General features: G+C 69.1%; 17 protein-coding genes. 8 read left to right on the top strand and 9 right to left on the bottom strand.

The window, feature by feature from the left end; all coding sequences use genetic code 11:
• The first annotated feature begins 82 nt into the window (after positions 1-82).
• Together ACTT2I_RS09170 and ACTT2I_RS09165 are read left to right on the top strand one after the other, a co-directional pair.
• Positions 83-1,300: a BamA/TamA family outer membrane protein gene (locus tag ACTT2I_RS09170; RefSeq protein ID WP_421099865.1), complete on the top strand. Its 1,218-nt coding sequence runs from the start codon at positions 83-85 to the stop codon at positions 1,298-1,300.
• Positions 1,291-3,588: a patatin-like phospholipase family protein gene (locus ACTT2I_RS09165; protein ID WP_421099866.1), complete on the top strand. Its 2,298-nt coding sequence runs from the start codon at positions 1,291-1,293 to the stop codon at positions 3,586-3,588. Before ACTT2I_RS09170 ends, ACTT2I_RS09165 begins: the two co-directional genes overlap by 10 nt.
• 39 nt (positions 3,589-3,627) lie before the next feature.
• Here ACTT2I_RS09165 and ACTT2I_RS09160 read toward each other — a convergent pair whose 3' ends face one another.
• The 7 genes from ACTT2I_RS09160 to ACTT2I_RS09130 all read right to left on the bottom strand — a co-directional run bounded on the left by ACTT2I_RS09160 (position 3,628) and on the right by ACTT2I_RS09130 (position 10,221).
• Positions 3,628-3,804: a hypothetical protein gene (locus ACTT2I_RS09160; RefSeq protein ID WP_167390385.1), complete on the bottom strand. Its 177-nt coding sequence runs from the start codon at positions 3,802-3,804 to the stop codon at positions 3,628-3,630.
• A 22-nt stretch (positions 3,805-3,826) separates the two neighbouring features.
• Positions 3,827-4,420 carry a YSC84-related protein gene (locus ACTT2I_RS09155; RefSeq protein ID WP_088433316.1) on the bottom strand — a complete coding sequence of 198 codons (594 nt, stop codon included), beginning with the start codon at positions 4,418-4,420 and terminating at the stop codon, positions 3,827-3,829.
• A gap of 26 nt (positions 4,421-4,446) precedes the next feature.
• Positions 4,447-5,886, bottom strand: coding sequence for a DUF1254 domain-containing protein (locus ACTT2I_RS09150; RefSeq protein WP_421099867.1), 1,440 nt, complete (start codon positions 5,884-5,886; stop codon positions 4,447-4,449).
• A 39-nt stretch (positions 5,887-5,925) separates the two neighbouring features.
• On the bottom strand, positions 5,926-6,750 hold the full coding sequence (locus ACTT2I_RS09145) for a hypothetical protein (RefSeq protein ID WP_421099868.1): 825 nt from the start codon (positions 6,748-6,750) through the stop codon (positions 5,926-5,928).
• A complete protein-coding gene (locus tag ACTT2I_RS09140) occupies positions 6,747-6,896 on the bottom strand; it encodes a hypothetical protein (protein ID WP_293979541.1) in 150 nt (49 codons plus the stop codon). The genes ACTT2I_RS09145 and ACTT2I_RS09140 overlap by 4 nt, the downstream gene beginning before the upstream one ends.
• A gap of 491 nt (positions 6,897-7,387) precedes the next feature.
• Positions 7,388-8,173: a DUF2092 domain-containing protein gene (locus tag ACTT2I_RS09135; RefSeq protein WP_443096835.1), complete on the bottom strand. Its 786-nt coding sequence runs from the start codon at positions 8,171-8,173 to the stop codon at positions 7,388-7,390.
• 155 nt (positions 8,174-8,328) lie between these two features.
• Positions 8,329-10,221: a DUF885 domain-containing protein gene (locus ACTT2I_RS09130; protein WP_421099870.1), complete on the bottom strand. Its 1,893-nt coding sequence runs from the start codon at positions 10,219-10,221 to the stop codon at positions 8,329-8,331.
• A 424-nt stretch (positions 10,222-10,645) separates the two neighbouring features.
• Between ACTT2I_RS09130 and ACTT2I_RS09125 the strand changes: the two genes are divergently transcribed.
• Together ACTT2I_RS09125 and ACTT2I_RS09120 are read left to right on the top strand one after the other, a co-directional pair.
• The gene (locus ACTT2I_RS09125; protein ID WP_421099871.1) at positions 10,646-13,321 is read left to right on the top strand and encodes a TonB-dependent receptor plug domain-containing protein; all 2,676 of its coding nucleotides are present in this window, start codon (positions 10,646-10,648) and stop codon (positions 13,319-13,321) included.
• Positions 13,318-14,472: a pyridoxal phosphate-dependent aminotransferase gene (locus ACTT2I_RS09120; RefSeq protein ID WP_421099872.1), complete on the top strand. Its 1,155-nt coding sequence runs from the start codon at positions 13,318-13,320 to the stop codon at positions 14,470-14,472. The genes ACTT2I_RS09125 and ACTT2I_RS09120 overlap by 4 nt, the downstream gene beginning before the upstream one ends.
• Here the strand turns inward: ACTT2I_RS09120 and ACTT2I_RS09115 are convergent.
• Positions 14,469-16,256 carry an FAD-dependent oxidoreductase gene (locus ACTT2I_RS09115; RefSeq protein WP_421099873.1) on the bottom strand — a complete coding sequence of 596 codons (1,788 nt, stop codon included), beginning with the start codon at positions 16,254-16,256 and terminating at the stop codon, positions 14,469-14,471. The two genes, ACTT2I_RS09120 and ACTT2I_RS09115, sit on opposite strands and share 4 nt — an antisense overlap.
• A 249-nt stretch (positions 16,257-16,505) precedes the next feature.
• On the opposite strand from ACTT2I_RS09115, the gene ACTT2I_RS09110 reads away from it, so the two are divergent.
• The gene (locus tag ACTT2I_RS09110; protein WP_443096834.1) at positions 16,506-21,254 is read left to right on the top strand and encodes an ATP-dependent helicase; all 4,749 of its coding nucleotides are present in this window, start codon (positions 16,506-16,508) and stop codon (positions 21,252-21,254) included.
• Between the two features lie 32 nt (positions 21,255-21,286).
• Here the strand turns inward: ACTT2I_RS09110 and ACTT2I_RS09105 are convergent, their stop codons facing one another.
• On the bottom strand, positions 21,287-22,444 hold the full coding sequence (locus tag ACTT2I_RS09105; protein WP_421099875.1) for an alkene reductase: 1,158 nt from the start codon (positions 22,442-22,444) through the stop codon (positions 21,287-21,289).
• A gap of 148 nt (positions 22,445-22,592) precedes the next feature.
• Here ACTT2I_RS09105 and ACTT2I_RS09100 point away from each other — a divergent pair, with 148 nt between their 5' ends.
• The 3 genes from ACTT2I_RS09100 (at position 22,593) to ACTT2I_RS09090 (ending at position 25,332) form a co-directional block, all read left to right on the top strand.
• On the top strand, positions 22,593-23,522 hold the full coding sequence (locus tag ACTT2I_RS09100; RefSeq protein WP_088434193.1) for a LysR substrate-binding domain-containing protein: 930 nt from the start codon (positions 22,593-22,595) through the stop codon (positions 23,520-23,522).
• Positions 23,523-23,602: 80 nt separating this feature from the next.
• On the top strand, positions 23,603-24,019 hold the full coding sequence (locus ACTT2I_RS09095) for a DUF2231 domain-containing protein (protein WP_421099876.1): 417 nt from the start codon (positions 23,603-23,605) through the stop codon (positions 24,017-24,019).
• On the top strand, positions 24,016-25,332 hold the full coding sequence (locus ACTT2I_RS09090) for a PQQ-dependent sugar dehydrogenase (protein WP_421099877.1): 1,317 nt from the start codon (positions 24,016-24,018) through the stop codon (positions 25,330-25,332). The genes ACTT2I_RS09095 and ACTT2I_RS09090 overlap by 4 nt, the downstream gene beginning before the upstream one ends.
• Positions 25,333-25,382: the final 50 nt, after the last annotated feature.

Below are 25,382 nucleotides of genomic sequence, written 5' to 3'. Positions count from 1 at the left end.
GCCGGGCTGTTCCCCTCCCACCGGCGCGGGCCCGCGCACTTGAACTGACGGGCCGTCCTGCTTCCCATCTCCGAGGTGCCCCGTGTCGATCGGCCACGCCGTACGCCTGCTGATGCTGTTGGGCGTACTCGCGCCCTGGACTGCCATCGCCCAGCAGCGAAGTCCCGCAGCGGCCGCGCCTGGGGCGGTGCCGGCCCAAGCCTCGGCGCCCGCGGCGGTGTCGACCGCAAAAGCCTCGTTGTTCCGCGACGCCGAAGATGGGCATTTCGATATGTCGCGCTGGCTGCTCGAACACCGCGGCTTCCTGCCGGTGCCGATCATCGTGACCGACCCGGCGGTCGGCAATGGCGGCGGCGTGGCGTTGGCGTTCTTCCATCGTCCCCCGGCTTCTGGATCGCCGGGGGAGGGCGGTGCACCGAAGATGGTGACGCCGGACATCTATGGCGGCGGTGCGATGCGCACCTCCAACGGCAGTGAAGCCTATGGCGTGGGGGCATCCCTGCATTTCGACGACGACCGCTGGCGCTACCGCGGCGGCGTGGCCAAGACCTCGTTCAATCTGGGCTTCTACACCCCGGGCACGCTGCTGCCCGCGCAGAAGATCGAGTACAACATGGACGGGCTGATGTCGTTCCAGCAGGGGTTCCGTCGCCTCGGCGAGCGCGACCTGTATCTGGGCCTGGCCTGGGTATACATGGATCTGGACATTGGTTTCGATGTCGCCTCCGACAGTGACCGGTTCCAGCCGCACGAGCTGTCCAAGCGCAGCTCGGGGCTCGGCCTGTCGCTGGAATACGACACCCGCGACAATCCGTTCACACCCTCCAAGGGCTGGCTCGGCATGGTCGAGGGCAATTTCTATCTGCCCGGGATCGGCAGCGACGCGACGTTCCAGAGCTATCGCGGGCATGCCTACGGCTACTGGCCGATGGGCAGGTATTTCGTGCTCGGGGGCCGCGCCGATGCGCGCTGGGCCAACGGTGACATTCCGTTTTACCGGCTGCCCTACATCGATCTGCGCGGCATCGGCTCGGCCCGGTACCAGGACACCCGCGCGGCGGTGCTGGAGAGCGAGCTGCGCTGGAACATGACCCAGCGCTGGGCGTTGATCGGTTTCGTGGGCGCGGGCCGGACCTGGGGCCGCCACAACAGCTTCAGTGACGGGGCCAGCCAGGTCTCCAAGGGCGCCGGCGTGCGCTATCTGATCGCCCGTCAGCTGGGCATGCATGTGGGCGTGGACTATGCCTGGGGCCCGGAAGACGACACGTTCTACATCCAGGTTGGCAGCGCATGGCGTTGACAGGCCACCGCCACCGACTGCGGCGTGCGGCATCGTTGCTGCTTGCAGGGGTGTGGGCGACCGGTGCGCTTGCACCACTGCAGGCGGCCGAACCGGTCGCGCCGGCCGGGGTGGCCGGCGAGGGCAGCCACTGCGGCGTACGCGGTCCCGGCGACACCCGACCGCGCATCGGGCTGGCACTGGGCGGTGGTGGGGCGCGCGGCATCGCGCATGTACGCATCCTCAAGCAGCTCGAAGCGCTGAACATCCCGGTGGACTGCATCGCCGGCACCAGCGCCGGCGCCCTGGTCGGTGCGCTGTACGCCTCCGGCTCGACGCCTGAGCAGATCGAGCAGGTGGTGTTGAGCACCGAGTGGTTGAGCCTGTTCACCGATACATTGCCGCGCCGCGACCGGTCACTGCGCCGCAAGGCCGACGACTACGCCCAGCTGGCTCCGATCGGCATCGGGCTGGGCGGTGAAGGCAAGGCGGTGGCCCTGGCCGGCGGCGTGTCCGAGGGTGAGAAGTTGATCGCGCTGTTCGAGCGCGCCACCGGCGGTAGCCGGGTCAGCGGGCGCTTCGACGATCTTCCCATTCCGTTCCGCGCGGTCGCCACCGACATCAACACCGGTCAACCGGTGGTACTGGCCGAGGGCAACCTGCCGATGGCGATGCGCGCCAGCATGTCCCTGCCAGGCATCTTCCGGCCGGTGGTGATCGATGGGCACGTACTGCTCGATGGCGGCCTGTCCAACCAGGTGCCGATCGACGTGGTGCGCGCGATGGGCGCGGACCGGGTGATCGCGGTCGACGTGGGCACGCCGCTCAAGCCGTTGGACCGGGATGCCAGCCTGGTCGATGTGATCAGCCAGTTGAGTGGCTTCCTGACCACCCGCAGTGCCCAGGCCCAGCTGGACAGTCTGGGCACGCAGGATCTGCTGATCTCCCCGGACCTGACCGGCAAGGTCGCCACCGGCGATTTCGACAAGGCCCCGGAAGCCCTGCGGATCGGCCAGCTCGCCGCCGAGCAGGCCGCGCCGGCGCTGCGTGCGTTCGCGCAGACCCCGCAGGTGTACACGCAGCTGGCCGCGCAGCGTGTGCAGCGCGAACGCCCCGTCGGCACGGCCAGGATCGAGTTCGTCGAGGTAGACAACCACACCGGCTACGCCGATGCGCTGCTGCTGGGCTATCTGCCGGTCCGCATTGGCGAACCGCTCGACATCAAGGGCATGCAGGCCGGCGTCCTGCGGGCGTACGGGATGGGCACGCTGGCCAGCATCAACTACGAGGTGCGCGAGCGCGAGGGACGCACGGGCGTTTTCGTGTCGGCCTATCCCAAGCCGAACGGCCCCATCTACCTGGAGGCGGGGCTGAGCCTGAGCAACGATCTGGAAGGCAACCACGAAAGCAACCTGCGCGCCGGGCTGCTGTTCTCGCCGCTGTCGCCGTATGGCGCCGAGGCGCGCATCGCCCTGCAGCTCGGCAGCGAACCGGGACTGACCGGGCAGTACTACCGTCCCTTCGATCTGCACAATCGCTACGCCTTCCAGGTCGGCGGCGGATTCCAGACGCGCAGCTTCAATCTGTATGACGAGGCCGGCGACAAGATCGCCCGCTACCGGGTGCGCCGTACCGGCGGCACGCTGGCGCTGGTCCGCAATGTGTCCAACGTGCTGGCGCTGTCGGTCGGGGTGGAGCGCTACACGGGCAACGCCGAGGTGGAGGTGGGCGACCCGACCATCCCGCGCGTGAACTTCGACGAGGGTGCCTGGATCGCGCAGGCAACGCTGGACGACATCGATAGCGTGTACTTCCCGCGCGATGGCTACCTGGTCAATGCCGGCACCTACCAGTCCAGCCCGGCCCTGGGGGCCGATGCGCGCTTCGGCCAGCTGGATCTGGATGCAGTGGCCGCGCGGTCGTTCGGCAGACACGCCCTGCAGCTGGGGCTTCGCTACCACGTGACCTCCTCCGGCACGGCACCGGTGCAGAACCTGTACCGGCTCGGCGGGCGCTGGCGGCTGGCCGGCTTCCAGCACAATCAGTTGACCGGCCAGGACTATGCCCTCGGGTTTACCGGCTATACCTATGAGCTGGGCAAGCTGCTCGGCCGCTCGGCGCAGGTGGGCGGCACGCTCGAGTACGGCAATGCCTGGCAGCGCCGCAGCGAGATGTCCTTGAGCGACGGGATCTGGAACGGCAGCGTGTTCCTCGGTTTCGACTCGTGGATCGGCCCGCTGATCTTCGGCATGGGCTTCCGCGAAGGCGGCGAGAATGTGCTGTTCATCGAACTGGGGCAATCCCTGTGAGGCCGACCGGTGGGTGGCACCGCCGTGCGCGGCGCGTGATCACCACACCTGCGACAGGATCACCCCGAGCGCGCCGCACCAGCACACGATCACGAACCAGGCCAGCACCGCATTGGCGCTGATGCCGCGGTGGCGGACGAACAGGCTCAGCACCAGCGCGGCCACCAGCGGCAGCACGAACAGACTGACGATCCAGACCAGCGGATGGCCGTGCATGGAAGCTCCTTGGCCTGACGGCTCAGTTCAGTGCCTTGTCGGGGTAGTAGCGGGTGCCTTTGACCGTCAGTTCCGCGGCCAGGCCGCTTTCGGTCATCTGGTACACCCAGACGTCGTCGGAGATCTGCACGGCGCCGGTCAGGCCGCCGCCGGCCTTGTCGACCTTGGCGGCCAACGTGGCCTGGCCACCGATCTCGATGCCGCGGGTGATGAAATCCTGGTACGCCTCGGGTGTCTTGAAGACCCAGACCAGATCGAACGTCTTGGCACCAAATCCGAGGCCGGCCTGGATCTCCACCATGCGCATGAAGGTTTCCTGTCCACTGCGGTTGTCGATGGCCACGCCATGCCCGCCGCCACCGCCGGCGATCAGCACCTTGACCCCGAAGCTGCGGAACACCGCATACCCCGCAGCCTGTTCCACCGCCTGGCGGGCGCCGGGCTGGGCTGCATACAGCCGCGACAACACAGCGGCGGTGGCGGTACGCGCCTGGTTCTGCGCCTCGCGCTTTTCCGTTGACGGCGGCGCATCACTGCGTGCGGGCGCACGGGTACTGCAGCCGACAACGAGAACGCTGGCCAGCGCCAGCGCCAACACAGGCAGGCAGGGTTTCATCACGGCACCTCCGGAAGGAACAGCGGTCACTGCACCCGCTCGATCTGCGGCGAGGTCCACTGGCCCTGCAGCAGCGCAGGCTTGGGCCAGTAGTAGCGCATCGCGGCCATGAACGGGCCGTTGGGCGCCGGAAGCCAGTTGCTCTGTTTGTCCGGCCCCGGCGAGTCGTGCTGCAGGTAGAGCGTGACGCCACCATCAACGTCTTTCTTGAGCTGCGGCAGCATCGCGGCATTGATCAGATAGCGGTCGATCGGGTTGGCCACCAGCAGCTGGCCAGGCAGGTCATACATGGTCAGCGACCAGAACGCGTTCACCGGCGGCAGGCCGTCCTTGCCGAACCGCAGCACGTACCGGTGCTTGCTGCCATCCAGCGGGGCGCCGTCGGCATCCTTTTCGTAGATGGGGTACAGCGCTTCATCGCGCGAGTTGGCGCCGATGCCCATCTGCGTGCCGGTGGCACGCGCGACATAATCGTTCTTGAGGAACTCACGGGTGCCGAACAGGGTGTCCATCTTCCCGCTCAGGGCGCTGCGGCGTGCGTCGATCGCGTGCTGCCCGTCGGCCATTCCGTCTTTCAGCGCCTGCAGCGTCGGCGGCGGCAGCGTCGCCAGGTCCAGCGGCTGTCCCGGCACGATGCCGATCCGGGCAAAGCGTGCGCGCAGGTCCACTTCACTGGGGTGCGGCGGCGCGAACTGCAGCAGGAAGGCGAGTTGGCCGAAGAAGGCCGGTGAGGTGCGTGCTTCGCTGGCCGACAGCGGCGCGGGCCAGTCCACCGCGGCGGGTGCCGGCGGCGCGGGTGTGCCGCGGTAGGCCGACAACGGCTGGACCCTGTACCCGGCCTGGATTCGTTTGACGTTGTCCAGGTCGGCGGGGTTGAACAGCTGCGTGCGCCCGACCAGGCTGACCAGCTGGGTTTCCGAGCGGATCACCTGGGTGATGCCATCGGGAACGGCGCCCTGCCAGTCCGGGCCGGCGATCAGATACTGCCCACCGTCGTTGCCGGTGGTGCGGCTGCCGATGTAGGCGAAGTTGTAGGTGTACAGATCCATCAGCTGGAACACGAAGTAGCGCTCCGGTTCCATCTTCGGCACGGTGATCACCACCGGTTCGGCGCGCAGGTCCAGCCCGGCGAACGAGTAGGGGGTGTCCGAGTTGGGCGTCACGAAGGCGGTGTCGGCCGGGGTGAACACCCGGGCGATGTTGAGGATGGTGTTGAAGGGCCCCTTGTACTGCGGGTTGGCAGTGTCGATGCTGAAGGTGTGCATCGTCTGGTACTCGCCCAGCATCGGGACGCCGTAGACATAGGCATCGCGTGCGATCGCGCGCGTCTCGGCGGCGTCCGCGGGCGGCTCGCCTGGTGCGGTCGTGGCCTGGAGCGATGGCGTCGGCCGGCAGGCCGCCAGCAGGGCGAGGATCGCACCGGCGATCGCCAGGGCGGTGGCGGTGCGCAGCAGTCGCATGATCATGTCCTCTTCAGTGCACGCACCGGATGGCGCGCGTCGCGATCATTCGGGGAAGACCAGGGTCACCATCATCCGGGCAGTCCAGCGGCTGGCGTACTGCGGGCGATCGACGTTGTAGAAACCGCCGACGCCGATGCTCACCGGCGTGTGGCCCAGCCGCAGCACCTTGGAGACGGTCGCCCCCAGCGGCACCGTCCAGGCATCGCCACTGTCGGCTTTCCAGTTGTAGTTGGTCTCGGAGGTGAAGCTCAGCGACCAGCCCTGGGGCAGGTTGCGGGTGAGGAAGGGCTGTACGCTGGTGCTGCTGACATCCTCGCGGTCGCTGTCGCCGCCCACCGACCAGACGTGGTTGGCCAATGCGCCCACGGTCCACTTCTGTGTTTTGTGCACCAGGATGAAGGCCGGGCCGAGTGAGTATTTGCCCGTGCCCAGGCTGTCGTGCGAGGCGGTATCGAGCAGCGCGGCAAAGCCGAAACCGACCTCGGTGCCATGCGCCTCGGAGGCGGTCTTGGGGATGTAATAGCCCTGCACGAACAGATCGCCCGTCCCGTGCTTGTCTTCCGGGAATTGATTCCAGCTCAGCGGCAGGATCGGGCGCAGGATGAACTTGCCGTTCTCGCGGACGAAAGGAATCACCGGCTGGATCTTCAACTGCTGATTGTGGACGTCGCCCCCCGGCCCGACCGAGCCCTGGTAGTTGTACTGGAACGGCACCGAGATCAGTGCCGCGCCGGGGTCGGCGAGCTTGCGGGCGATGTCATCGGAGGACGCCGAGCCGGCCGGCGCCTCCTGCGCGGCCAGCGGCGCCGCGCAGGCGATGCCGACGAGCAGCGCCAACCGGGACAGCAGCGGGCGGCGCCGGCTCATTGCGGTGCATCCACGACCACGTACTGCACGGTGGTGCCCGAGTAGCGTGGCTGGTACCAGGCATTGTCGCAGCGCTGGTAGCCCAGGCCGTTGACGACGACGGTGCTGCAGTCCACCGGCAGCGAGTACACCACCGAACCGATCACCGCCGAGGTGACCGCGACGCCGGCGGTGAATGCCGCGGCGTCCCAGAACGGATGGTCCCAGTACGGCGGCGGCGGGGGCGGCGGCGGGTATGGCCCCGGCCCCGGCGGATGCGGACCTGGGCCTGGACCTGGGCCTGGACCGGGCGGATGCGGACCTGGGCCCGGTCCTGGCGGATGGGGTCCCGGCCCGGGTCCCGGCCCCGGAGCAGGGTGGGGACCGGGACCTGGACCAGGATGCGGACCCGGCTCCGGGCGTGGGCCCGGACCGGGATGTGGCGCAGGGCCCGGCCCGGGCGGATGCGGCGCGAAGCCACCCCCGCCGTGCGCGAAGCCTCCGCCGCCAAAACCGCCGGCATGCGCGATCGAGGGATGGGCAAAGCCGCGCAGGCCCGGCCGTGCCTGGGCGTCGGCCGGTAGCAACGCGCTGCCCAGCAGCAGGGTGATCAAGGCGGGCGCCAGTGCGGCGCGAAGCGTGGTGGAACGGTCCATGCTCAGTTCTCCCCGTCGGTCGCGGTCTGCGCGGCCAGCGCGACCGGAACGAACACGATCTTGGCGGCCCCCTTGGGGTCGAAGGCCAGTTCCTTTGCGGTCACCGCGCGCCGCGTGTCCCAGTTCAACGTGGCCTGGTAGGTGGGCAGGGCCGGATCGCTGTGGCTGGTGATGGCCAGTTGCCGCGGCAGATGGGTGGCGTCGGAGATCCAGACCTGCCAATCCACGCCGGGCTGCCGGAAGGCGTAATGGTGCGTGGCCTCACCGCCGATGCGGGCACTGCCGACCAGCAGTGCCGACTGGAACTGATCGGTCGGGAACGCCGGCGTGCCCCACAGGAACAGGTCGGCCAGCGGCAGTTCGATGCCATAGGTGGTGGCCGATTCGGACAGCAGCGCCTGGCTGCTCTTGTTCAATCCATCCAACGTGGCGTAGTACTTCAGGCGCGGGGAGTAGATGGTCAGCGCCTTGCCGTCATAGAACAGCTGGCGGTGCTGCTGGTCGCTCTGGATTTCCGCGAAGAAGTGGTCCGGCCCGAGCACGCGATACGTGACGGTGCCAGGCAGCGCGATCTTCTGGCCGTCGTCGAGCACGTATTCGGTGCTGGTCGTGGCGCTCAACGAGAAGTGCGGCAGTGCGCGAAGGGCGGTGCCCATGCGGGTGAGCGCCTGGATCGCCTCGGCATCGATCGTCGCGGCAGCGGTCTGCGCAACTAGCGGCGGGGGTGACAACAGCAGCGGTCCGGCCAGGACCAGCGCCAACAGCAGGCGCGAAGGGGTGCGCGGCATGACGGTCTCCAGAGTGTCGTCGGTCGGCCGCGCGACCGGCCGACCCTGTTGACACTCTGCGCACCGCCCACGCAGCGGACAACCGGAGTTACACGGTACGCCGCTAGGTATTTATACGCAGGCACCGGCCGCACACCGGCGCCTGCGCGGTGCGCTCAGGGGCCGTGGGGGGAGGGTGGGCCGCCGGCGGCGATCCAGTCCTCGACCGCCTGGCTGACCACCGTCATCGGCATCGCCCCATTGCCCAGGATCAGATCATGGAAGGCCCGGATGTCGAAGCGGTCGCCGAGTTGCCTGCGGGCGTGCTCGCGCAGCTCCAGCAGGCGCAGCTGGCCCATCTTGTAGGACGAGGCCTGGCCGGGCTGCACCAGATAGCGATACACCTCGATGCGGACGTCGCCCGGCGTCATTCCGGTCTTGGCCTGCATGTAGGCCATTGCCTGTTCGGGTGTCCACTGTTTGCGATGCAGGCCGGTATCGACCACCAACCGTACCGAGCGGAACATTTCGGCCTGCAGCCGGCCCAGATCGCCGGCCGGGTCATCGCGGTAAACACCGGCCTCGGCCATCAACTGTTCGGCATACAGCGCCCAGCCCTCGCTGAACGCGCTCGGGTTGAGGCTGCGGCGCAGCATCGGCAGATCGGTCAGGGTCTGGCCGATCGAGATCTGAAAGTGATGGCCGGGCGAGCCCTCGTGATAGGTGAGGGTAGGAATGCTCCAGCGCGTGTTGGAGGTGATGTCGCCCAGGTTGATGAAGAACGTGCCGGGCCGTGAGCCATCCATCGCCGGCGGATAGTAGTAACCGCCGGGCGAGGTCGTCTGCATGTGCACGGGCACCGGCTGCACCACCAGTGGCTGCGTTGGCAGGTGGCCGAAGTAGGTCGGCAGGATCGGGCCCAGGTCGCTCAGCCGCTGTTGAATGTCGCCGAGCAGTGCCTGGCGCCCGGCCTCGCTGTCCGGATACAGGTAGCGCGGATCCTTGCGCAGGGTCTCGATTCGCGCGGCAACCGTGCCGTCGCGCAGACCAAGCTGTTTCAGGCGGGCATCCATGGCCGTGTCCAGACGCGCGACTTCACGCAGGCCGATCTGGTGGATCGTATCGGCATCCAGATCGGTGCTGGTGTACCAGCGCAGTGCCGCGTCGTAGTACGCCTTGCCCTCGGGCAGCGCCCACACGCCCTTGTTGCCGGGGTGGGTGGCCAGCGTGGCCTGCACATCCTCGAGCAGGCGCTGATACCCAGGATTGACGGCCTCGCGCACGGCGGCGGTCGCCTCGGCGATCAGCTCGGCCCGGCGCGGCGCGGCGATGGCGGGCACCTTGTCCAGTTTGCGCTGCAGTGACTGCACCCACAGGCTGTTTTCCGGGGCAGGCGTGAGCAGCGCGCGGAACTGGTTGGCCGCCCCCTCCAGTGCCACCTCCGGCGGCACCACGCCCTGGCTGGCCTGCATGGCCATGTTGGCGCGGACCTGGTCCAGCTTGGGGCCCATGGCGCGCAACCGCGCAATGTAATGGCGGGCACTGGTCTGGTCGGTCACCGCATGCTGGTTGTCCATGAACTGCGGCAGGTTGACCGGCAGGCTGAACAGCTGATCCACCGCATAGGTGCTGCCGCCGACCGGCAACCACGCCGCGGCCCAGGGCACCGCCATCAGATCGATCTGGGCCTGATAGAACCAGCGCGCCAGGCCGTCACTGAGACGCTGCTGCGGATCCAGGGGCGCACCGTTCCAGGCCTTGATCTGGGCGAGGTTGTCGGCCATCGCGCGACGGTTGACCTCGCGCCTTGCCAGCGAGACGTCGGTCAACTGGTCGGACAGATCACCCGCTGCGTCGCCGCTGATGCCCAGCATGGTGCGCAGTTCGGGATCGGCGTTGATCGCGGCCATCGTCTGCGCATCGAGCAGTGCGTTGAACGAGGTGGGGGCAGCGGCGCTTGAGGGCGCAGGCGTCTGTGCACGCGCCTCGGGGAGAGGCAGGGACGCCGCGCCGGCAATGGTGAGCGCAAGCAGGGCAGGGACAAGGCGGGCGGGCGTGATCGGAAACACAGGGCGATCTCCGTTGGCGGGCAGGCTGCGCGCAGGCTACGCCTGTGCGTGTGCGGCTGCACCTGCGGATCGTCACCTCCGCGCACGTGCCGCTCTCGGGCGGTCGTTCGACGCCGCATGGCGAACACCGTTGGCTATCTGGATATGCCCACGGGTAAGGGCGTTCGTCGCTGCGCCGTTGCCGCCATCGAATGAAATCAGTGACTTGACCACTGGCGCCGCGCAATGCGTCCGGGCGGGTCAGGGCGGGCACGTCGGGACGGATTGACGCTCCGCAACAAGTTTGCAACATGTGCCGCAGGTCACCTGGGGGAACCTGTCTTGCCTGCCTTTCATCTGCCACGGCGATGTCGCCGCTGACGTATCGCCTGCGCTGCGCTCCATCGTCTCTTGCGGGCTTCGCCCGACCTTTGCGGAAGTTGCCATGAATCCTCGCGCCACCGTGCTGCGACGTCGCCGTCTGTCCGTCGCCGTGCTTGCCAGCCTGCTCACCACCCTGCCTGTCCACGCGCAATCGTCCGTCACCGCGCCGGCGGTCACCCAGCTTGACCAGCTCACCGTGCTCGGCAACCGCACACAGGCACGCACCGTGCTGGAATCGCCGGTCCCGATCGATGTGCTCGGTGCCCAGGACATCCGCAGCAGCGGCTACACCGACATCAGCCAGATCCTGCAGTCGCTGCTGCCCTCGTTCAATTTCCCGCATCCGACCACGCCGGACGGCAACACCCACATCCGCTCGGCGACGCTGCGCGGGCTGTCGCCGGATCAGACCCTGGTGCTGGTCAACGGCAAGCGCCGGCATGCCAGCGCCTGGGTCAACACCGGCGGTACGGTCGGCAAGGGCGCGGTCTCCACCGATCTGAATGCCATCCCGGTTAGCGCGATCGAGCGGGTCGAGGTGCTGCGCGATGGCGCGTCCGCCCAGTACGGTTCGGACGCGATCGCCGGGGTGATCAACATCGTGCTGCGCGAGGATGCCGGGTTCGAAGGGCGCGTCAGCCGCGGCACCACCCGCGATGGCGGCGGCGGTACGACGGCCGTCGCGCTGGATACCGGCGTGGCCTTTGCCGACGGCGGTGGCCTGCACCTGACCTGGGACTATCGCGACCGCAAGGCGGCCAACCGCGCGCTGCCCGATACGCGCCAGCAGTACTTCGGGATCGGTCGCAACGGTGCGCCGGTGTCCCCCTCGGGCACCTTCGGCTCCGGTACCGGCCTGGCCCCGATCGGCGGTGCGGCGGCAGGTGCGGTCGCCGATCCACGTGAGGCCAGCATCGACCGCGATGCGCTGTGGCGCTTCGCCGACTCGGCCGACACCGTGGAGAAAACCGTGTTCGGCAACCTGCGCAAGCCGCTGGCCTGGGCCGAGGGACTGGAGGCATACGCGTTCGGTGGCTACGGGGTGAGCGAGGGCAGCTCCAACGCCTCGCTGCGCCGCGCCGGCCAGGTCGAGAACGTGCGTGCGATCTACCCGGACGGGTTCCTGCCGTGGGTGGATACGCAGAGCACGAACGCCTCGCTCGGTGCAGGCCTCAAAGGCCTGCTCGGTGACTGGCACTGGGACCTGAGCAGCGTCTACGGCCGCAACAAGCTGGTCTATCGCACCCGCAATACCCTCAACGCTACCCTGGGCGCCGACAGCCCGACCGCGTTCTACAACGGTGCGCTGGAGGCCTCGCAGTGGACCACCAATCTGGATGCCAACAACAGCGTCGAGCTGGGCTGGCATGCGCCGCTGCGCCTGGCGGTGGGCGCGGAGTTCCGCCGCGATACCTATGGCATTTCGCCGGGTGAACTCAACTCGTATGTGTGGGGCCCGGCACGCGTGCTCGACGGCCCTTCGGCCGGCAGCGTGCCGACCATCGGCTCGCAGGGCTTTGCCGGCATCCAGCCGGCCGACGCGGGCAACCACCATCGGCATAACGTCTCGGCCTATGCCGAGGCCGAGACCGATGTCACCGACCGTTTCCTGGTGTCGCTGGCCGGGCGCTGGGAGGATTACAGCGATTTCGGCAGTACCACCAACGGCAAGCTCGCGCTGCGTTACCAGCTCGATGGCGGGGTCGCGCTGCGCGCCTCGGTCAGCAGCGGCTTCCATGCCCCCGCACTGGCCCAGCAGTACTTCAGTTCCACCAGCAGCCGCACCCTCAACAACGCGGTGACCGGTGTGCCGGAGTACGTGCTGGTGCGCACCGCACCGGTGGATACGGTGGAGGCGCGCGCGCTGGGCGCGCGGTCGCTGGAGCCGGAGCAGGCCACCAATCTCACCGCCGGCCTTACCTGGGGCATCGGCGGGCTGAGTGCCTCGCTGGATGTGTACCGGATCGACATCGATGACCGCATCTTCCTCTCCAGCAACTTCGTCGATGCGGCCGGTTCCACCGCGATCCGCGATTATCTGGCGGCGCTGGGTTCACCGGGGGTGACCAGCGTGCGCTACTTCAGCAATGCCGCAGACACCCGCACCACCGGCGTGGATGCATCGGCGCGCTACCTGTGGGACCTGGCCGACCATGGCCGGCTGAGCGCGACGGTCGCCTACAACCGCAACAAGACCGAGCTGACCCACGTCGCCTCGACCCCGGCCCAGCTCACCGCACTCGGCGTGCGCACGCCCCTGTTCGATGTCACCGAGCGCACCCGCGTGGAGAAGGGCCAGCCGCGCGACAACCTGACCGTTGCGCTGGGCTGGGACGTCGGCCGCTGGGGCCTGCACCTGGGCACGCACCGGTACGGCGAGATCGAAGGCGTGGCGGCGACCAACCAGAGCGCGGCCAACGTCGCCGCCTTCGCGCAGGGCTCGACCCGTTTCCGCACGCTGCCAACCGAAGCCGGCACGGCCGGCAACTTCGATGTGATCCAGAAGCTGGAGGCGCGCTGGGTCACCGATCTGGACATCGCTTTCCGCGCCACCGACACCGTCACCCTGGTGGTGGGCGCGAACAATCTGTTCAATACCTATCCCACCCGCAACATCGCCACCACCCCGCAGGTCTCCGGTGCGGATACCTTTGGCGTGTTCCCGTACAGCGAGCTGTCGCCGTTCGGCTGGAGCGGTACGTACTACTACGCACGCCTGGAGGCCCGTTTCCAATGACCCATTCCACGATGGCAGGCACGCTGCCTGCCGACCCGCAGCGCCGCCACTGGCTGCGTGCCGGCCTGACCAGTGCGGCGGTCGCCGCGCTGGCACCGGTCGCCGGATCGGCCGCTGCAGCCGCACCGTCCGCTGCCGCCGACACCGCTCCCGATCTGCTGCGGCTGGACCTCAACGAAAGCAGTTACGGTCCCTCGCCGCGGGTGGGGCCGGCGGTGCAGCGTGCGCTGGTGGAAGCGCCGCGCTACGTGAGCGCTGCCCAGCTGCAGGCCCTGCAGGTGCAGATCGCCACGCTGGAAGGGGTCGCGCCGGAGCAGGTCATCGTCGGTGAAGTGCTGGAAGCCCTCGGCCAGCACCTGGCGCTGAGCCAAGGCGCCGGTGGGTTCATCTACTCGGTGCCCGGTTATGGCGCCCTGGTGGATGCGGCCAGGCCCTTTGGCGGGCGGGCGGTGGAAGTGCCGCTGAGCGCGCGGCTGGAGAATGATCTGCCCGCATTGCTGGCCGCGATCGCGCCGGACACCCGCGCGCTGTTCGTGGTCAATCCGCACAACCCCTCCGGCACGCTCAGCCCGGGCGCGGACTTCGATCGTTTCGTGACCGCCGCGCAGGCGCGCACGCTGGTGATCGTCGATGAGGCCTACCTGGACTACCGTGAGGATGCCGCCGCGTTGAGCGCGGTGCGCCTGCTGCGGCAGGGCCAGAACGTGGTGGTGTTCCGCACGCTGGGCAAGATCCACGCGCTGGCCGGGCTGCAGGTCGGCTATGCGCTGGCGCCGACGGCGTTGGCCACGGCCCTGCACCAGCGCGGGGTCGGTGGCGCGCACGCGCAGAACCAGCTCTCACTCGCCGCGGCAGCGGCGTCGCTGGCTGATACCGCCCACGTGGCCCAGGTCCGGCGCAGCGTTGCGCTGGAGCGGCAGCGCTGGCAGCAGGTGCTGACCGGGCTGGGCCTGCGTTCAACCGAGGCGGCCGGCAATTTCGTGTTCGTCGACACCGGGCGCCCGCACGCAGCGGTCGCAGCCGGGTTGCTGCAGCAGGGCGTCCGCATCGCGCGGGTGTTCGCACCGTATGACACCTGGGTGCGGATCACCATCGGCACGCCGGCGGAGAACCAGCGCGCGCAGCAGGCCTTGCGTCACGTGCTGGCCTAGCCGCGGACGCGCTCGAAGCCGTCCGCGCTCCAGTCTTCGCTGCCCACCCCGTGGTGGATGACGAACAGCCCCTGCGGATCGTAACGGCGCTTGGCGGCCTGCAGGCGAGGGTAGTTCGGCCCCCAGAACGCCTGCTGCCAGTCTTTCTGGAAGTAGTCGTTCTCGGAAACGTAGGCCGGTGCGGACGGGGCCACCGCGCTCAGTGCCTGGTAGGCGCGTGCCACGTTCAACGCACCCCGGCGTGCACGGGGCTCGTCCACGTTCAGGCCCAGGCCCGGGAAGACCGGTCCGCCGGCATTGCCGATGATGGCCAGCGCGAAGGCATCCAGCACTGCAGGATGGGTGGCGGTGTCTCGGCTGGCCGCCAGCGCGGCGGCCGGGGCGCCGAACAGGCCCTTGTTGCAGTGCAGGCCGACATCCATGTGCTCGGCTGCGGCACAGATCGCGGCCGCCGCCTGCTCCCGCCGCGCATCATCCAGCAAGCCCGACGGCAGCCAGGCCGAGGCGTAGCCGTGCAGGAACCAGCCGACCTGGCCCTGATCGCCCTTCCACAGCATGTGCCGCGGCGAGGCACCCGCGCGGGTGTCCTCGGCAATGAACCCGGGAGCATGTTGCCGGAAGAAATCGGCATCCCAGAAATCGCGGGCCGGCATCGCCAGGGCCTGCAGGGGGGCGGTGATCGTGTAGGCCGGCCGTGCACGCACCCATGCCAGGAACGGCGACCAGGTGGCTTCGGCCGCATCGCGCGACAGCCCCTGGAACACCATCGAGACCGAGAGCCGGCGCGTGTCGGTGAAGGTGAACTGCTCGCCCCAGTGCGCGTTGCACAGCGTGTCGCGGTAGAAGCGCAGCATCTCCGCCGCCAGGGCCTGCCAGCTGGCGTCGTCGCTGGCCTGGATCTGGCAGGAGACGCCGCCGAAGGTGTCGGGCAGGGCGTGGGTGCGCAGCGTCATCCGGGTCACGATGCCGAAGCTCGCCGCGCAGCCGCCCTTCAAGGCCCAGAACAGCTCCGGGTCGTTGTCGGCGTTGACGATGCGGATCTGCCCGTCGGCGGTGACGATCTCCGCTTCGAGCAGGCTGGCGGCAGCGGTGCCATGGGCCTTGGAGAAGCTGCCGAAGCCACCACCGGTGACCAGCCCGGTCACGCCCACGGAGGTGCAGCCACCGCCCTGGACATAGCGGCCGCCACGGGTGGTGACCGCGTCATAGGCATCGATCCACATGGCCCCGGCGCCAACGCTGACCGCCGGCTGCGGCGCCGTGCCCGGGCGGGCGTTGTGGGCGACGAACGCATCGTGCAGCTCGACCTGGTTCATCGCGCGGGTCCAGACCAGCAGCGAATCCGGTGCGCAGGACGTGCCGTGGTAGCTGTGCCCACCGCCTTTGACCACCAGCCGCAGCCGGTGGGTACGGGCGAAGTTCACCGCGGCGGCGACATCGGCGCTGTTCGCGGCCGAGACCACCTTGGCACTGGGTAAGGAGCGCCACGCACCGAAGTAGCCACTGGTCTGGGTCAGCGCGGGCTGGTCACCGAGGAAGAAGGGGTTCTGCAACTGTTCCAGGGCGGCCGCGCGGGTGGCAGGGTCAGCCAGGAACGGCGACTGCGGGACCGACAGCCGGCCGCCCACTGCACGCGACAGCCGATCCCACTCGGCCGCCGCCGGCCACGCCGCGCTCCCCGGCCGCACCCTTGCGCCGGTCGCCGCGAAGGCGGGCCCGGCCTTGAGCAGCATCGGCAGCAGCGGCAGGGTCAGCCCGGCCTTGAGGCAATCGCGTCGTTTCATGGAAGTCGTTCCTGCGCTGGGCGCTGTGCGTGATGCCAATCAGTGTGATCCCGCGAAGGCCAGTGGGCATTGGGCTGGGGCTGGATGCCGGGGTGAAGGGACGAATGGTGGTGGCCCAGGGGCCACTGGTGCGAAGCAGTGACGGCGCGATGGCGGGCCGGTTGACGCATGCCCGACGCGGCATACCCTAGTCTGGTTCCATTGCGCTCGCGGCCGATGCCGGGCGGGCGTCCTACGACCTCTGGATCCATGCCCACCTCGAACGACCACACCGGCTCACTGGCCACCTTCACCCCGGCCACGCGCGCCTGGTTCACCGCGGCGTTCACCGCGCCCACGCCGGCGCAGGACCACGCCTGGGCTGCGATCAGCGCCGGCCAGCACACGCTGGTGATCGCGCCGACCGGTTCGGGCAAGACCCTGGCGGCGTTCCTGCACGCGATCGACCAGTTGTTCCGCAGCGGCGAGCCATCCAGCGTTCCGCCCTCCCATCCAGCGCCGCCGAAAAAGCGCGGCACCCGCGTGCTGTACCTCTCGCCGATCAAGGCACTCGGCGCCGACGTGCAGCGCAACCTGCAGATTCCCTTGCAGGGGGTCAGCGCCGAACGTGAGCGGCGCGGCGATCCGGCGGTCAACCTGTCCGTGGCGATCCGCACCGGGGATACCACGGCCGCGGAGCGGGCGCGGCTGGTCCGGCGCCCGCCCGACATCCTGATCACCACGCCCGAATCGTTGTTCCTGATGTTGACCTCGCAGGCGCGCGAGACGCTGCGCGACGTGCATACCGTGATCATCGATGAAATCCATGCGGTGGCCGGCAGCAAGCGCGGCACCCATCTGGCGCTGAGCCTGGAGCGGCTGGAGTCCCTGCTGGCGGTGCCCGCGCAGCGCATCGGGCTGTCGGCCACGGTACGGCCGGTTGAAGAAGTCGCGCGGTTCCTCGGGGGCGACCGCCCCGTCAGCGTGATCCATCCACCGTCGCAACGGGCGCTGGACGTGCGCATCGTGGTGCCGGTGGAGGACATGGCCGACCTGCCGCCACATCCGGGCGCGTCCGACAGCGCTGCATCCTCCGGGCGGCTGGGGTCGATCTGGCCGCACGTGGAGGCCAGCATTCTCGATCAGGTGCTGGCGCGGCGCTCCACCATCGTGTTCGCCAATTCGCGCGGCGTGGCCGAGAAGCTGACGGCGCGGCTCAACGAGCTGCATGCCGAGCGCCTCGCGCAGAGGCCAACGCCGGCCCCGGCTGCCGAGCACTATGGCTCCTTCAATGGGGGCACCGCCGCGCGCTCGGCCGGGGCGGAGGCGCTGATCGCACGTTCACACCACGGCTCGGTCTCCAAGGAGCAGCGCCGCGAGATCGAACAGGCGCTCAAATCCGGCGCGCTGCGCTGCGTGGTCGCCACCTCCAGTCTGGAACTGGGCATCGACATGGGCCTGGTCGATCTGGTCATCCAGGTCGCCGCGCCGCCCTCGGTTGCCAGCGCGCTGCAGCGGGTGGGGCGCGCCAGCCATCAGGTGGGCGGCACCTCCACCGGCCTGGTCTATCCACGCACCCGCCGCGATCTGATTGATGCGACGGTCGCGGTGGAGCGGATGCTCGCCGGACAGATCGAGGCGATCGACCCACCGCGCAATCCGCTGGACGTGCTGGCCCAGCAGACCGTGGCCGCTGCAGCGATGGAGACGCTGCAGGTGGAGGCGTGGTTTGCCTGCGTGCGTCGCGCCGCACCGTACCGGTCGCTGCCGCGCAGCGCTTTCGATGCCACCCTGGACATGCTGGCCGGGCGTTACCCGTCCGATGATTTCGCCGGGTTCCGCCCTCGGCTGGTCTGGAACCGTGAGACCGGTGAGCTGAGCGCGCGGCCTGGCGCGAAGCAGCTGGCGGTCACCAGCGGCGGCACCATTCCCGACCGCGGCATGTTCAGCGTGATGCTGCCCGAAGGCGAGGAACGCGCGGGGTCGCGTCGGGTCGGCGAACTGGACGAGGAAATGGTCCATGAGTCGCGGGTCAACGATGTGATCACCCTCGGCGCGACCTCGTGGCGTATCGAACAGATCACCCATGACCAGGTGGTGGTGACCCCGGCACCGGGCCGATCGGCGCGGCTGCCGTTCTGGCGCGGAGAGGGCGTGGGGCGGCCAGCCGAGCTGGGCGAAGCGGTCGGTGCGTTCATCGGCGCGCTGGAAGCGGCGGTCGGCGAGGGCGACGTGCCCCTGACCCTGCGGGCGCGCCTGCAGGCCGATGGGCTGGCCGACAACGCGATCGCCAACATCGTCGGCCTGCTGGGCGAACAGCGTGAGGCGACCGGCCGGCTGCCCACCGATCGCACCCTGGTGGTGGAGCGCTGCCGCGACGAGTCTGGCGACTGGCGGTTGATGCTGCATTCCCCGTATGGCCGGCGCGTGCATGACCCGTGGGCGCTGGCGATGGCCGCGCGCATCCGCGAGCGCTGGGGCATCGATCCGGCGGTGGTGGCCAGCGACGACGGCATCATCGCGCGGCTGCCCGACGCTGCCGGCCGCCTGCCCGGGGCAGAGCTGTTCCTGTTCGAGCCGGAGCGGCTGCGCAGCGAGGTGACCCGTGCGGTAGGTGGCTCGGCCTTGTTCGCCGCCCGCTTCCGCGAATGCGCGGCGCGTGCGCTGTTGTTGCCGCGGCGTACGCCGGGCCGTCGCTCCCCGCTGTGGCAGCAGCGCCTGCGCGCGGGCGAACTGCTCGGGATCGCGCAGGGCTACCCCGAATTTCCGATCCTGATCGAAACCGCGCGCGAATGCCTGCAGGACGTCTACGATCTGGACGCACTGGACGGGTTGATGCAGCGGCTGGCCGACGGGCGCGTGGCGATGGCCGAGGTCACCACGGAGGTGCCGTCACCGTTCGCGGCGAACCTGCTGTTCGGCTACGTCGCCGAGTTCATGTATGGCACCGACGTGCCGCTGGCCGAGCGCCGCGCGTCGGTCCTCTCGCTCGACAGCGGCCTGCTCGGCGATCTGCTCGGCCAGGTCGATCTGGGTGAACTGCTGGATCCGGTGGTGATCGATGAGGTGGGCCAGGCGCTGCAGCGCCGTGCGCCGGACCGCCGCGCCAACGGCAAGGAGGGCGTTGCCGATCTCCTGCGCGAACTGGGCCCGCTCACGGCGGCTGCGGTGGCCGCGCGCCTCATCGACGCTGAGCCGCTGCCGCTGCTGCAGGCATTGCAGACCGAGCGCCGCGCGATCCGGATCCTGATCGGCGGGGGCGAGCAGTGGGCTGCCATCGAAGATGCCGCACGTCTGCGTGATGCGCTGGCTGTCGCCGTGCCGGCGGACGTACCGGCTGCGTTCCTGCGGCCTGCAGCCGATCCGCTGGACGAGTTGCTGGCGCGCTATGCCCGCAGCCACCCGCCGTTCACCACGGCCGACGCTGCGGCGGCGTTCGGGCTGGGCGTGGCCGTGGCCGATGCCGCGCTGACCCGGCTGGAGACGCAGGGCAAGCTGCTGAAAGGCACGTTCGGCGTGGTCCGCCGGCGGTCGGAGGGGGCCGGTGCGATGCCGGCACCGGTGCCCTTGGCCCGTCACGAATGGGTGAGCGAAGACGTGTTCCGGCGGCTGCGGGTGCGCTCACTGCAGGCGGCGCGCGAGGCGACCCGGCCGGTGCCCCGCGAGGCCTACGCGCTGCTGGTGCTGGAACGGCATGGCCTGATCGCCGATGCCGCCCAGGCCGCGCGCGGCATGCAGACCCCGGCGCGCAGTGCGCTGGAGGGCATCGACGGTGTGGCGCGGGTGGTGGAACTGCTGGCCGGTGTGCCACTGCCCGCCTCGGTATGGGAGCAGCAGATCCTGCCCGCGCGGGTGGTGGACTACGCGCCCGGCCTGCTGGATGAGCTGCTCGCGACCGGCGCGGTGCTGTGGTCAGGCCATGGCCGCATCGGCGAGGACGACGGCCTGGTCGCGCTGCACCTGCAGGAGTTCGCCGCCGAGACCTTGCCGGCACTGCCGGCCAACGCGGACCTCTCCTCGTTGCAGGCCGGCATCCTGCAGGTGCTGGCCGACGGCGGCGCCTACTTTGCCCGGCAACTGGCCGTGGCCGTGAGTGGCCAGTGGCAGCAGGCAGGCACGGCCCGCCCGGAGATCACCCCGGAGCTGTTGCACAGCGCCCTTTGGGACCTGGCCTGGTCGGGCCAGGTCACCACCGACCTGTGGGCGCCCCTGCGCGCGCTGTCCGGCACGCGCCCGCCGCGACCCCGCGTGGCCAGGACCTCGCGGCGCAGCCGGGGCTTCCGCGGCATTCCGATGCACGACACGCCCACCGTCGTTGAAGGATCGCCGTCGGGCGCCGCCAGCTTCGCCGCCCCGACGCTGGCCGGCCGCTGGTCGCTGCTGCAGCGTGAGGCGGTGAGTGACACCGTGCGTGCGGTGGCGCTGGCCGAGGGCCTGCTGGATCGCCACGGCATCGTCACCCGTGGCGCGGCCGTCGCGGAAGGGATTGCCGGCGGCTTCCCGGCGTTGCAGCAGGTCTATCGCGGGATGGAGGACACCGGCCGCGTGCTGCGCGGGCGCTTCGTCGAAGGGCTGGGCGGTGCGCAGTTCGCTGACCGCCTGCTGGTGGACCGTCTGCGCGGGATTGCCGAGGCGCTGCGGCCGGCGGCTGCCAAGATCGCGGTCGGTCTCTCCGCGGTGGACCCGGCCAATCCGTTCGGTACGGTGCTGCCGTGGCCGGTGGATCGCACGGGACAGCGTCCGCTGCGGCGGGCCGGCGCGTTCGTGGTGATCGGCGGCGGGCGCCTGCTGATGTATCTCGCCCAGGGCGGGCGCAGCCTGCAGGTGTATCTCGCGCCGGATGATCCGTCGCTTGCCGCGGCCGCGCAGGCATTGGCCAGTGCGCTGAGGCATGGCCGGCGCAGTCCGTTCACGCTGGAACTGATCAACGACGCGGCGGTGAAGCGCGATGCAGTGATGGAGGCCCTGCGTGCCGCGGGCTTTTCCAGTGCGCCCAAGGGCGTGAGCTGGGAAGGGTAAGGAAAAGGGCCGGCATTGCCGGCCCCGTTCGATCAAGCGGCCTGCGATGTCGCGTGCCCGCGCGCGGGAACGTACGCCGGGTAGTCGATGTAGCCGGTCGCGCCGCCACCGTAGAAGGTGTCGCGATCGGCAGGCGCCAGCGGCCAGCCATGCTGCAGGCGCGCCACCAGATCCGGATTGCTGATGAAGGCGGCGCCGAATGCGGCCAGATCGATCAGGCCGGCCGCGATCAACTGCTCGGCGCGCTCGCGGGTCATGCCGCCGGCGAGGATGAGTGCGGTCCCGGGCAGATGCGGCTTGAGCGTGCGCAGCAGGCCACTGAAGCCCGTATCGCCCGCGCCATCGACCGACTTCTGGCCGACCTTGAAACCGGACTGGTCCATCAGGTGCACATACGCCAGGCCGCGCTGCCCGATGGCCTGGATCAGGGCGGTGTAGGTCGCGTCGATCTCCGGGTACAGCGGCATGTCGAACAGCTGGCCATAGGGCGACAGACGGATCGCGGTGCGCGACGCGCCGATGCGGGCGACCACCGCGTCGATCACCTCCAGCGTGAAGCGCAGGCGGTTGTCGAGCGTCTGCGGGCCATACGCGTCGGTGCGATCATTCACCCGCGGGTTGATGAACTGCTCGTGCAGGTAGCCGTTGGCGCCGTGGATCTCCACGCCGTCGAAGCCGGCCTCGATGGCATTGGCGGCCGCCTGTGCGAAGTCGGCCACGATGCGCGGGATCTCATCGGTCTGAAGCTGGCGAGGCGCCGGTGAGGCGACCAGCGCGGGCGTGCCGGTGTCGTCATAGCCGAACGCCTGCGCGCCGACCGGCAGCTTCGAACTGGCGCTGACCGGACGCGCAGCGTCGGCCTGGATGGTCGGGTGGGAGACGCGGCCCACATGCCAGAGCTGCGCGAACATGCGGCTGCCCAGGGCGTGGACCGAATCGGTGGTCAGGCGCCAGCCGGCGATCTGCTCGGCGGTGAAAATGCCCGGGTTGAACAGGTAGCCCTGGCCCTCGCGGGAAATGGGCGTGCCTTCGCTGACGATCAGGCCGGCGGTGGCGCGCTGGGCGTAATACAGCGCGGTGCGCTCGTCGGCGGCGTCATGCGGGGCACGGGCGCGTGTCAGCGGGGCCATGACCACGCGGTTGCGCAGCGGCACGCCGGCGAGGTCGAAGGTGTCGAACAGAGAGCTCATGGTGGGTCCGGGAGAGGGGAAGGGGGAGGGCATGGCGGGAACGCCAGACGCCTGACCTCATCCTATGGACGTGCGATATCCGTCACAATCGGGCCATCCGGCAAATAACTATTGCTGGAATCGCAATTCATATGCCGAGGCCTTCCCCATGCAGCTCAAAGCGCTCCGCTATTTCCTTACCGTCGCCGCCACCGGCAGCTTCCTGGCCACGGCGCGGCACTACCGCGTTCCGGCCTCGTCGGTCTCGCGCTTCATCGCCGCGCTGGAGCAGGATGTGGGGCAGCAGTTGTTCTACCGCAGCACGCGCGCGGTGCGGCTGACCGAAGCCGGCGAGCAGTTCCACCTGCAGGTGCGCGATGCCGTGGATCTGCTGGATGAAGCGGTCGAACAGCTGGAAGGCCGCGACGCGGAACTGCGCGGCCTGATCCGCATCAACGCGCCCGAATCGCTGGGGCGGCTGCACATCGCGCATATCGTCAACACGCTGCAGGCCAGATACCCCGAGCTGATCGTGGAACTCACGCTCACCGACACGCTGATCGATCCGGTGCAGGAGGGCGTGGACATCACCATCCGGGTCGGGCCGCTGGTGGACTCCGGGCTGATCGGCAAAGTCATCGCCCCGCACCGGAACATCCTCGCCGCCAGCCCGGCCTATCTGGCCGCGCATGGCACGCCGCAGCGCCCCGAGGATCTGCTGCAGCATCAGTGCCTGGTCTACAAGGGACAGCTGGGCATCCAGAAGTGGTACTTCCGCGCTACGCCGGAGGCACCGTTCAAGGCCTTGAACGTGACCGGACCGCTGCGCAGCAACAATGCCGAAGCGCTGCTGGCCGCGGCCATCGCCGGGCGCGGTGTGGTGCTGTTCCCGACCTGGCTGTTCAACGCGGAAACCCTCCAAGGTGGCGGCATGGTCAAGCTGCTCGGCGAGTGGGAGTTTTCCCCGCAGTCCGAGCGCGTGCACCTGCAGCTGCTCTCACCGGAAAACAAGCTGCGCTCGCGCAAGGTCCGCGAGGTCTCGGCGTTCCTGACCGATGCGATCGGGTCGCCGCCGTATTGGGACCTGGCCGATCCCTGAGTCCATCGGACCATCGGCACCCCCGTCACGCCGGGGATGGCAGGATCGGGAGAGATTCGCCCCCTCACCAGGAGACCAGCATGGCTTCGACCGTTGTCCTGACCCGATCGTGGGTCATCCATCCGTTCCACGCCGCTGTACTGGGCGGCGTGCTGCCGTTGTTCCTCGGCGCACTGCTGGCGGACTACGCGTATTGGCGTTCGTACGAGATCCAGTGGGCCAACTTCGCGTCCTGGCTGCTGATCGGGGCGATGGTGATGACCACGCTGGCGCTGCTGTGCGGGATCGTTGGTCTGGTTCGTGGCAGTCGCAAGCTCGCTTACGTGGTGATTCTGGCGGTGACCTGGGGCGTGGGCTTCATCAACTGCCTGCACCATGCGCGCGACGCGTGGGCGGTGATGCCAGCGGGCCTGGTGCTCTCGGTGATCCTGACCGTGCTGGCGCTGATCGCCACCTGGGTGGGCCTGTCCAGCCTGCGCGTGGGGGGTGTGCGATGAGCCGCCAGACGACGTTCCGCATTCTTTCGGTGTCCGCGCTTGCGGTCGCACTCGCTGCCTGCAGCGGCAAGGCGCCCGAGCTGGAGCAGTATGGCGGCAACCCGGAGATGCCCAAGCCGCATCGCGGGTTGATGCCGGACATGACCATCGCCAAGCCGGCGCAGTGGGGCGACACGCTTCCCACCGTGCCCAAGGGCTACCGCATCTCGGCGATCGCCACCGATCTGGGCATTCCGCGGCAGACCTTGGTGCTGCCCAACGGCGACATTCTCGTGGCCGAAGGCCGCGGCGGCAGTGCGCCGAATCTCAAGCCGAAGGATGTCATCGCCGGCAAGATCAAGGCCAAGGGCAATACTGCGGTCAAGAGCGGCAACCGCCTGACCCTGCTGCGCGACGCCGATGGCGACGGCGTCTATGAACTGAAGACGGTGTTCGCCGACAAGCTCAACGCGCCGTACGGCCTGGCGATGATCGGCAATGCGATCTTCGTGGCCAACCAGGACGCGGTGGTGCGCTTTGACTACCAGGAAGGCCAGACCAAGGCGAGCGGGGCACCGGTGAAGCTGACCGACCTGCCTGCGGCGATCAACCATCACTGGACCAAGGCGATGACCGCCAGCGCCGATGGCCGCTATCTCTATGTGGGCATCGGCTCCAACAGCAACATCACCGAACGTGGCATGGCGGTGGAGATCGACCGCGCGCGGATCTGGCAGATCGATGCGGTCACCGGCGCGCACAAGGATTACGCCACCGGCATCCGCAATCCCACCGCGCTGGCGATCCAGCCGAGCACCGGCACGCTGTGGGCGGTGGTCAACGAGCGCGATGAGATCGGCCCCAACCTGGTGCCCGATTACCTCACCTCGGTGAAGGAGGGCGGCTTCTATGGCTGGCCCTACAGCTACTGGGGCAAGAACGTGGATCGCCGGGTGATGCCGCAGAACCCGGAGAAGGTCGCCTCGGCGATCGCACCGGACTATGCGCTGGGTTCGCACGTGGCGGCACTGGGCGTGGCCTTCTCGTCCCCGGTGATGGGCACGCAGTTCGCCGAGGGCGTCTTCGTCGGCGAGCACGGCAGCTGGAACCGCAATCCGCCGGTGGGCTACAAGGTCGTCTTCGTGCCCTTCAGCAACGGCCGTCCGGCCGGCGAGCCGATCGATTTCGTGACCGGCTTCTTCGGCGAAGACGGCAAGACCCGCGGCCGCCCGGTGGGCGTCACCGTCGATCCGCGCGGCGCGCTGATTGTTGCCGACGATCTCTCCAACACGATCTGGCGGGTAACCCGCGACGGCACCGCGGCCCAGCCGTAAGGCTATTTAACGGGGACGGAGGGGATTAATAATCCCCTCCGTCCCCGTTA

The organism is Stenotrophomonas sp. PUT21, assembly GCF_052232875.1.
Classification (GTDB): domain Bacteria; phylum Pseudomonadota; class Gammaproteobacteria; order Xanthomonadales; family Xanthomonadaceae; genus Stenotrophomonas; species Stenotrophomonas maltophilia_N.
This window is presented reverse-complemented; position numbering and strand designations above follow the sequence as displayed.

Excerpts from the sequence above, each read along its gene's own strand:
- ACTT2I_RS09090 (WP_421099877.1), top strand. The coding sequence starts at position 24,016 with ATGAGCCGCCAGACGACGTTCCGCATTCTTTCGGTGTCCGCGCTTGCG.
- ACTT2I_RS09150 (WP_421099867.1), bottom strand. The coding sequence starts at position 5,886 with ATGATCATGCGACTGCTGCGCACCGCCACCGCCCTGGCGATCGCCGGT.
- ACTT2I_RS09100 (WP_088434193.1), top strand. The coding sequence starts at position 22,593 with ATGCAGCTCAAAGCGCTCCGCTATTTCCTTACCGTCGCCGCCACCGGC.
- ACTT2I_RS09125 (WP_421099871.1), top strand. The coding sequence starts at position 10,646 with ATGAATCCTCGCGCCACCGTGCTGCGACGTCGCCGTCTGTCCGTCGCC.
- ACTT2I_RS09155 (WP_088433316.1), bottom strand. The coding sequence starts at position 4,420 with ATGAAACCCTGCCTGCCTGTGTTGGCGCTGGCGCTGGCCAGCGTTCTC.
- ACTT2I_RS09135 (WP_443096835.1), bottom strand. The coding sequence starts at position 8,173 with ATGCCGCGCACCCCTTCGCGCCTGCTGTTGGCGCTGGTCCTGGCCGGA.
- ACTT2I_RS09115 (WP_421099873.1), bottom strand. The coding sequence starts at position 16,256 with ATGAAACGACGCGATTGCCTCAAGGCCGGGCTGACCCTGCCGCTGCTG.
- ACTT2I_RS09160 (WP_167390385.1), bottom strand. The coding sequence starts at position 3,804 with ATGCACGGCCATCCGCTGGTCTGGATCGTCAGTCTGTTCGTGCTGCCG.
- ACTT2I_RS09145 (WP_421099868.1), bottom strand. The coding sequence starts at position 6,750 with ATGAGCCGGCGCCGCCCGCTGCTGTCCCGGTTGGCGCTGCTCGTCGGC.
- ACTT2I_RS09120 (WP_421099872.1), top strand. The coding sequence starts at position 13,318 with ATGACCCATTCCACGATGGCAGGCACGCTGCCTGCCGACCCGCAGCGC.
- ACTT2I_RS09165 (WP_421099866.1), top strand. The coding sequence starts at position 1,291 with ATGGCGTTGACAGGCCACCGCCACCGACTGCGGCGTGCGGCATCGTTG.
- ACTT2I_RS09105 (WP_421099875.1), bottom strand. The coding sequence starts at position 22,444 with ATGAGCTCTCTGTTCGACACCTTCGACCTCGCCGGCGTGCCGCTGCGC.
- ACTT2I_RS09110 (WP_443096834.1), top strand. The coding sequence starts at position 16,506 with ATGCCCACCTCGAACGACCACACCGGCTCACTGGCCACCTTCACCCCG.
- ACTT2I_RS09095 (WP_421099876.1), top strand. The coding sequence starts at position 23,603 with ATGGCTTCGACCGTTGTCCTGACCCGATCGTGGGTCATCCATCCGTTC.